This is a genomic window from Pseudomonas sp. 05T35 (assembly GCF_056396605.1).
Genome location: NZ_JBFTLU010000176.1, coordinates 1 through 8,444, shown reverse-complemented (window position 1 = coordinate 8,444; position 8,444 = coordinate 1). Strand labels below are relative to the sequence as shown.

The following is an 8,444-nucleotide window of genomic DNA, read 5'->3' as shown; positions in this document are numbered from 1 at the left end:
CCTTGGAACCGAGGCTGGCCATTTCCAGCATCTCTTCAAAGGTGATCTTGTCCAGGCGCTGAGCCACGGACACCACGCGCGGGTCGGTGGTGTAGACGCCGTCGACATCGGTGTAGATCTGGCATTCATCAGCCTTCAGGGCCGCTGCCAGCGCCACGCCGGTGGTGTCGGAACCGCCACGACCAAGGGTGGTGATGTTGCCGTGCTCGTCGACGCCCTGGAAACCGGCAACGACAACCACGCGACCGGCCTTCAGGTCACCGCGAATCTTCTGGTCATCAATCTGCAAGATACGCGCTTTATTGTGCGCGCTATCCGTCAGAATCCGTACCTGGTTGCCGGTGTACGACACCGCCGGTACGCCGCGCTTGATCAGCGCCATGGCCAGCAGTGCAATCGTCACCTGCTCACCGGTGGACACGATGACATCCAGCTCACGCGGAACCGGTTGATCGCCGCCACTGATTTGCTTGGCCAGATCGATCAGACGGTTGGTCTCGCCGCTCATTGCAGACAGCACAACCACCAGGTCATCGCCGGCTTCGCGGAATTTCTTAACCTTGTCGGCGACCTGCTCGATTCTCTCGACAGTGCCGACTGAGGTGCCTCCAAATTTCTGTACGATCAAAGCCATTTCAAAGCCGCCTCTGCCCATGAAGGGCGCCCATTAATCACTCAAACAGCTACGAAGCCCGCCACTAGACGACGGGCTCGGCACGCAGCCTTAAATACCCTGCTCTACAAACGGCACGGTCAGGGCCAACGCAGCATCCAGTGCGCCAGCGTCGGTACCGCCGCCTTGCGCCATGTCCGGACGACCACCGCCCTTCCCGCCCACTGCTGCAGCGGCTTGCTTCATCAAATCACCGGCTTTGAGTTGGCCAGTCAGGTCCTTGGTTACACCCGCAACCAGTACGACCTTTTCCTCATGGACACTGCCGAGCAGGATCACTGCGCGGCCGAGTTTGTTCTTCAGTTGATCGACCAGCGCCAGCAGCGCCTTGCCGTCCTGACCGTCGAGACGCACGGCCAGGACTTTCACGCCTTTGACGTCCTGGGCAGAAGCCGACAGGTCGTCGCCCGCCGCACTGGCGGCCTTGGCTTGCAACTGCTCGAGTTGCTTTTCCAGCAGACGGTTGCGCTCAAGCACAGCCGACAGCTTGTCGATCAGGTTGTCGCGGCTGCCCTTGACCAGGTTGGCCGCTTCCTTGAGTTGCTCTTCCGCAGCGTTCAGGTAAGCCAGTGCTGCAGCGCCTGTCACCGCTTCGATACGACGCACGCCAGAAGCCACGCCGCCTTCGCTGATGATTTTCAGCAGGCCGATGTCGCCGGTACGATTGGCATGGATACCACCGCACAGCTCGACGGAGAAGTCGCCCATGCTCAGTACGCGCACGCTGTCGCCGTACTTCTCGCCGAACAGCGCCATGGCGCCTTTTTGCTTGGCGGTGTCGATATCGGTTTCTTCGGTTTCAACTTCGGAGTTCTTGCGAATTTCGGCGTTGACGATTTCTTCCAGCGCTTTCAGCTGTTCAGGCTTGATCGCTTCAAAGTGGCTGAAGTCAAAGCGTAGACGCTGACTGTCGACCAGCGAGCCTTTCTGCTGAACGTGTTCGCCCAGCACCTGGCGCAATGCCGCGTGCAGCAAGTGCGTGGCGGAGTGGTTCAGCGAAGTGGCGTGACGCACCTCGGCATCCACTTGAGCCTGGACCGGCGAGCCAATGATCAGGCTGCCCGAACCCAGCACACCGTGGTGCAGGAATGCACCGCCGGTCTTGGTGGTGTCGCGTACGTCGAAACGCGCAGCGCCTGCCTGCAGGTAACCGCAATCACCGATCTGGCCGCCGGATTCCGCATAGAACGGCGTCTGATCGAGAACGACCACGCCCTCTTCGCCTTCGCTCAATACGTCGACCGATTGCCCGTCTTTATACAGAGCAACGATTTTTGCCGAACCACTGTGAGCGGTGTAACCGGTGAACTCGGTGGCCACATCAACCTTGACCAGGCTGTTGTAGTCCATGCCGAAGGAACTGGCTGAACGAGCACGGACGCGCTGGGCTTCCATTTCGCGCTCGAAGCCCTCTTCGTCGATGGTCAGGTTGCGCTCACGCGCGATGTCGCCGGTCAGGTCCATCGGGAAACCGTAGGTGTCGTACAACTTGAACACCACGTCGCCTGGCACCACATCGCCTTTGAGTTCGGCCAGATCCTGCTCGAGGATCTTCAGGCCCTGCTCCAGGGTTTTGGCGAACTGCTCTTCTTCAGCTTTCAGCACGCGCTCGATGTGCGCCTGCTGGGATTTCAGCTCAGGGAAGGCTTCGCCCATCTCGGCAACCAGTGCGCCGACGATCTGATAGAAGAAACTGCCCTTGGCGCCCAGCTTGTTGCCGTGACGGCAAGCGCGACGAATGATCCGGCGCAGCACGTAGCCGCGACCTTCGTTGGACGGCAGCACGCCGTCGGCGATCAGGAAACCGCAGGAACGAATGTGGTCAGCCACGACTTTCAGCGAAGCCTGGTTGTCGTTGGTGCAACCGATGGCCTTGGCCGAAGCGCTCAGCAGGCTCTGGAACAGGTCGATTTCATAGTTCGAGTGAACGTGCTGCAGCACGGCACTGATCCGCTCCAGACCCATACCGGTATCCACCGACGGTGCTGGCAACGGGTGCAACACGCCATCGGCGGTGCGGTTGAACTGCATGAACACGTTGTTCCAGATTTCGATGTAACGGTCGCCGTCTTCCTCTGGCGAACCCGGTGGGCCACCCCAGATGTCGGCGCCGTGATCGTAGAAAATCTCGGTGCAAGGACCGCACGGGCCGGTATCGCCCATGGTCCAGAAGTTGTCGGACGCGTACGGCGCGCCTTTGTTGTCGCCGATGCGAACCATGCGCTCGGCCGGAACCCCGACTTCCTTGGTCCAGATGTCGTAGGCCTCGTCATCGCTGGCGTAGACCGTGACCCAGAGCTTTTCCTTCGGCAGGTTCAGCCACTTGTCGGAAGTCAGGAAGGTCCAGGCGTAGGTGATCGCATCACGCTTGAAGTAGTCACCGAAGCTGAAGTTACCCAGCATTTCGAAGAAGGTGTGGTGACGAGCGGTATAACCGACGTTTTCCAGGTCGTTGTGCTTGCCACCGGCGCGAACGCACTTCTGGCTGCTGACGGCGCGGGTATAGGCGCGCTTTTCCTGGCCCAGAAAGCAGTCCTTGAACTGGTTCATCCCCGCGTTAGTGAACAGCAGGGTTGGGTCGTTGCCCGGAATCAAAGAGCTGGAGGCTACACGGGTGTGGCCTTGCTCTTCGAAGAAGCGAAGGAAGGCTTCACGGATTTCTGCGCTTTTCATTAGGTTCTTCCACGGAGACTGCGGCCAAAGGCCTGTACGAATCGTCAACAGACGAAGCGACGGCAAAGGGCCGCATTATATCGGCGTTAGTGAGCAGGTACAGTGTGTTTGTACGATACAGACAGTCAATTGGACGGCTAACACCTTCAGTTTTGAGAAAACTCGACGAAAGTGGCGATCACCTGCTCGATCTGCGCCCGGTTGACGTCCATGTGAGTGACCATGCGCAAACGTGAGGCGGCACTGAGCTTGATCCCGCGCTCACCGGCAAACGCCTTGAGCGCCTCGCACTTATCGCCCATCTGCACGTAAACCATGTTGGTCTGTACAGGTTCGACTTTATACCCCGCCGCGCGCAGGCCTTCAGCCAAAAACTGCGCGTTGTCATGGTCATCCGCCAGGCGTTGCACGTTGTGATCCAGCGCATACAAGCCGGCCGCCGCAAGAATGCCGGCCTGACGCATGCCGCCACCCACCATCTTGCGCAGGCGCCGGGCCTTGCCGATCAGCTCGACCGAACCACAAAGCACCGAACCGATCGGCGCGCCCAGGCCTTTGGACAGGCACACCGATACCGAATCGAAGTGCCGGGTGATTTCCCGCGCATCGACACCCAGCTTGACCGCTGCGTTGTACAACCGCGCGCCGTCCAGGTGCAGCGACAGACCGTGCTCACGGGTAAAGTGGCGAGCCTGCGCCAGGTACTCCAGCGGCAATACCTTGCCTTGCATGGTGTTTTCCAGCGCCAGCAAACGGGTCCTGGCGAAGTGGAAGTCATCCGGCTTGATCGCCGCTGCCACCTGAGCCAGGTCCAGCGAACCATCGGCTTGAACTTCCAGCGGTTGCGGCTGGATCGAACCCAGCACCGCGGCACCGCCGCCTTCGTACTTATACGTGTGCGCCTGCTGGCCGACGATGTACTCGTCCCCGCGCTCGCAGTGGGCCATCAGCCCCAGCAAGTTGCTCATGGTGCCTGTCGGCACGAACAGTGCCGCAGCGAACCCCAGACGCCTGGCCAGTTCGGCCTCAAGCTGATTGACCGTTGGATCTTCGCCGTAGACGTCATCCCCGGTGGCCGCGTTGGCCATCGCGTCGAGCATCCCTGCGGTCGGTTGGGTGACGGTGTCGCTACGAAGATCGATAACGCTCATGAATCAGGCCTCGGAATAGGACGCTAACGTCGCTGCTGATAAAGGAAATCTCTTTCGAAGGGGATTACTGCGGCCAACGCCGCAATTAATCAAGGCCAGGACTGGAAAAGCCGGTTCAAGCCAACGGAAAAACCGATGTATATCATCAGAAAGCAGCCATGCGCAGCCCGCAAATATGTGTTAAAAACTCTCCGCTGCCAGAAAACCTGGCAGCAAAACGTTCTCAGGGCGGGGTGCAACTCCCCACCGGCGGTAATTGCGCGCAATGCGCATAGCCMGCGAGCGCTTGGTGTCACTGACGCTTCGGCAGCAGGTGACGGTAAGGTCAGCAGACCCGGTGTGATCCCGGGGCCGACGGTCATAGTCCGGATGAAGAGAGAACGGGATTGGCACCAAAGGGCCGTCCGTGGGCAACGCGCATACTCTGCACGTCTGACCTGCACGTACCCTTAAATCCCATTCGATTCATAACGCCCTGTTTTTCACACAAACAGGAGTCAGAACAGATGCAACCCACCGCAATCGATAGCAAAAGCAAAAACCATCAGGGCGAGCGCGTAGCGTTTATCCAGGCGTGCTGGCACAAGGAAATCGTTGATCAGAGCCGTAAGGGCTTCGTCAGCGAGATGGTCGCCCAGGGCTATCAGGAATCGGATATCGACTTTTTTGAAGTCGGCGGCGCCTTTGAAATTCCACTGCACGCCAAGCTGCTGGCCAAGTCTGGCCGCTATGCCGGTATCGTCGCTGCAGGCTTAGTGGTTGACGGCGGCATCTACCGTCACGAATTCGTTGCCCAGTCGGTGATCAGCGGCCTGATGCAGGTTCAGCTGGAAACCGAAGTGCCGGTGTTCTCGGTCGTGCTGACCCCGCACCACTTCCATGCCGGCGAAGAGCACCAGAAGTTCTTCTTCGAGCACTTCGTGCACAAGGGCCAGGAAGCGGCAAAGACCTGCGCCGACACGCTGCACAAGATGCGCGCCTTGCGTCGCACTGAACACCGCGCGGTAGCCGTCTAAACACAAAACCTGTGGGAGCGAGCCTGCTCGCGATGACTGTTCATCAGCCAACGACTGTGTTGGCTGATACACCGCTTCGCGAGCAGGCTCGCTCCCACAGTAGATCTTTGTCAGGATCGAAGTTCTGGTCTCAGACCAGATCGTCGCCGGTGGTCGGCACAATCAGAATGCCGGCGCGCAGGMCGTTCTTGACCTTCGGGTTCGGGAAGATGATTCGCGCACCCTCCTCCTCGACGATCCAGCGGGTCTGGGCGATGTCCTCGGCCAGCAGATAACCCTTTTTCAACTCCGAGAAGTTCTCGATGTCCGCCGGCAGGTTCAAGTGGAAGCTGTCGCTGTGCTTGATGATTTCCCGCGCCACGCTGAACAGTTGCAAACCATCCAGGCTCTGTTCTGCTGACTCCGGCTCGGAGCCTTCGATGATCTGCTTCAAAAGGGTTTCAAGGCGCGAGACGTTGACCCCGTCGTTCTGCCCGAACGGCCGGGCCTTGCCCAGCTCAAGGGTGAAAGACTCGGCATCGAGCTTGTCGTAGGTGTACGAACTGAAAACGATGGACGGTTTGTTCTGCAACAGCACCGCCTCCATGCCGGCAGCGCGCAAGCGGGCCAGTTCATGACGGGAATGCTGGCGACCTTCTTTCCAGGGATATAGCGCGAACTGCTCGATCTTCGAGCCACGGATCGCGGTGTGCAGGTCGTAGTGCAACCGGGCGCGGTCGGGCAGATTGAAGAAAGTCGCCGCCAGACGCTCCAGTTCACAGGCTCGCAGCGCTTCGGAGCCACTGCTGAGTTCGTGACGGCCGTTGAACAGCCGGTTGACATCCTGCTCGATAAAACGCTCGCCGCGACGCATGGCGTCAGGGTTACCGAACAGGAACAGAATACGTGCGCGCGGCTTCAACTCTCCGCGGGCGATGTCATGCAACAGGCGATCGAGTAACTCGATCGGCGCTGTTTCGTTACCGTGGATGCCGGCCGACAACAGCAAGTCCAGGCCATTGTCGCGAGCCTCGGGTGGCCGGACTTCCAGCGCCCCTTCGCTCAGCCAGCGCATCCGCACGCCTTCGACAGTCAGTTGAGTCTTCTCCGCCGGTTCACGACCGGCGAGGGTCAGTTCAAGCAGTTTGCCGAGGGCGAGCATAGAGCGAATTCCTTAGTGATCGTGTTTGCAATCCGGGCCGTGCACGTGGTCTTCGTCACCGATTTCAGCCGGTTCCATTTCCAGTTGCAGACTTACCAGATTAGTCGCCAATGGGCGCAGCAGCAGGTTCGCGTATTCGGCATCGCCTTCTTCGACGTCAACACCAATCAGCAGCTGGCCACGGCCATCGTGCTGGATCCACAACTCTTTGCCTTGCCACATGACCGCAACGCGGGTGCAAGAGGTTTCCAGCTGAGTGCCGTCGGTGTCTTCAAGAATCAGCTGCAGGGTATCGCTCATTATTACGTTCTCATTGGGAGATAAAGCAACGCGTCCGGCTCTTCATGAGCAGGACGCGGGCTTTCAATTGATCTGGAATGGATAAACCGCGCCCAGTTTAAGGATTTGCGTCAGTTCATCCAGTGCCGTCCGGCACTCAAGCAACAATTGTGGGTCCGCCAGATCGCTTTCGGTCATGCGGTCACGGTAGTGCTTGTCGACCCATTGGGTCAGCGTGCCATACAACGGCGGGGTCATGATAACCCCTGGGTTGACCGCCGCCAGCTCGGTTTCATTCAGTGCGACACGTAACCGCAGGCAAGCCGGGCCACCGCCGTTCTGCATGCTTTGCTTGAGATCGAAGACTTTCACTTCGCGAATCAGGCCGCCAGAGCTGGTCAGCTCTTGCAGGTACTGCCAGACGCGCGGGTTGTTCTGGCACTCTTGCGGCACGATCAGCAGCATCGAACCGTCAGCGCGCGAGAGCAACTGGCTGTTGAACAGGTACGAACGCACGGCGTCTTCGACCGATACCTGGGAGCGCGGCACGCAGATCGCCTTGAACTGGCCTCCACGCTTGGCAAGCTTGGCCGACAGCTCAGCCAGCATCTGCTCGGTGTCGAGGAACGCGTCCTCGTGATAGAACAGCGCTTCGCCGTTACCCACCGCAATCACGTCGTTGTGGAACACGCCCTGGTCGATCACCGAAGGATTCTGCTGCGCGTACACCACACCGTCTTCGCTCAAGCCATGCAGACGGGCAACCGCTTGCGAGGCTTCGAGGGTCTGACGCGCCGGGTACTTCTGCGGTGCCGGGTAGCGGGTATCGAACGCGCTGCGACCGAACACGAAGAACTCGACACCGGCTTCGCCGTATTCACGGCAGAAACGCGTGTGGTTGGCTGCGCCTTCATCACCGAACTGCGCCACGGCAGGCAACGCTGCGTGGTGGGCGAAGTGTTTCTGGTCCGCGAACATCGCCCCCAGCACGCGGCTGGTGGTCGGGTGTTCGATGCTGCGGTGATATTTGCAGTTGAGGTTGGCGGCGGTGAAATGCACGCGACCGTCGGCGGTATCAGCGCTCGGGCTGACGGTGGCGGCGTTGGCCACCCACATGCTCGACGCCGAGCAGCTGGCAACCAGCAACGGCATCGCCTGTTTGGCGGCCTGCTCGATCACTTGAGCGTCGGTACCGCTGAAGCCCAGGCTGCGCAGCGCGCCGACATCCGGGCGCTCTTGCGGCGCGAGTACACCTTGCTGAAAGCCCATTTCCATCAGCGCTTTCATTTTCGCCAGGCCTTGCAGCGCCGCTTCCTTGGGGTTGGAAGACTGCTGGCTGTTGCTCTGGGACGCGACGTTGCCGTAGGACAGACCGCCGTAGTTATGGGTCGGCCCCACTAGACCGTCAAAATTGACTTCATAGGATTTCATCAGCGAGGCTCCACGAGAATCTGTTGTTATAGGCTTCAGTAACTGTTCTTCAAGACCGAGGCGCGGCCATCGCGAGCACG

Annotated in this window: 7 protein-coding genes and 1 riboswitch; of the genes, 1 reads left to right on the top strand and 6 read right to left on the bottom strand. The window is 59.7% G+C overall.

Annotation, left to right across the window (positions count from 1 at the left end):
• From AC1DH9_RS15070 to ltaE, 3 genes are all read right to left on the bottom strand, one after another.
• The coding region (locus AC1DH9_RS15070) for an aspartate kinase (RefSeq protein ID WP_477808363.1) at positions 1 to 634 on the bottom strand (634 nt) is incomplete at its 3' end.
• Between the two features lie 90 nt (positions 635 to 724).
• Positions 725 to 3,346 carry an alanine--tRNA ligase gene (alaS, locus tag AC1DH9_RS15065; protein ID WP_442114432.1) on the bottom strand — a complete coding sequence of 874 codons (2,622 nt, stop codon included), beginning with the start codon at positions 3,344 to 3,346 and terminating at the stop codon, positions 725 to 727.
• 146 nt (positions 3,347 to 3,492) lie between these two features.
• Positions 3,493 to 4,497: a low-specificity L-threonine aldolase gene (ltaE, locus tag AC1DH9_RS15060; protein ID WP_427545778.1), complete on the bottom strand. Its 1,005-nt coding sequence runs from the start codon at positions 4,495 to 4,497 to the stop codon at positions 3,493 to 3,495.
• 215 nt (positions 4,498 to 4,712) lie between these two features.
• A riboswitch (FMN riboswitch) is annotated at positions 4,713 to 4,883 on the top strand.
• Between the two features lie 120 nt (positions 4,884 to 5,003).
• On the opposite strand from ltaE, the gene AC1DH9_RS15055 reads away from it, so the two are divergent.
• Positions 5,004 to 5,513, top strand: coding sequence for a 6,7-dimethyl-8-ribityllumazine synthase (locus tag AC1DH9_RS15055; RefSeq protein WP_019693156.1), 510 nt, complete (start codon positions 5,004 to 5,006; stop codon positions 5,511 to 5,513).
• Positions 5,514 to 5,643: 130 nt separating this feature from the next.
• On the opposite strand, the gene astE is transcribed toward AC1DH9_RS15055, so the two are convergent.
• The 3 genes from astE to astB form a co-directional block, all read right to left on the bottom strand.
• Positions 5,644 to 6,654 (bottom strand): succinylglutamate desuccinylase, encoded by a 1,011-nt coding sequence (astE, locus tag AC1DH9_RS15050; protein ID WP_477808362.1) that lies wholly within the window; start codon positions 6,652 to 6,654, stop codon positions 5,644 to 5,646.
• A gap of 12 nt (positions 6,655 to 6,666) precedes the next feature.
• A complete protein-coding gene (locus AC1DH9_RS15045; RefSeq protein WP_019693158.1) occupies positions 6,667 to 6,954 on the bottom strand; it encodes a hypothetical protein in 288 nt (95 codons plus the stop codon).
• Positions 6,955 to 7,017: 63 nt separating this feature from the next.
• The gene (astB, locus tag AC1DH9_RS15040) at positions 7,018 to 8,364 is read right to left on the bottom strand and encodes an N-succinylarginine dihydrolase (protein WP_427545774.1); all 1,347 of its coding nucleotides are present in this window, start codon (positions 8,362 to 8,364) and stop codon (positions 7,018 to 7,020) included.
• Between the last annotated feature and the right edge of the window lie 80 nt (positions 8,365 to 8,444).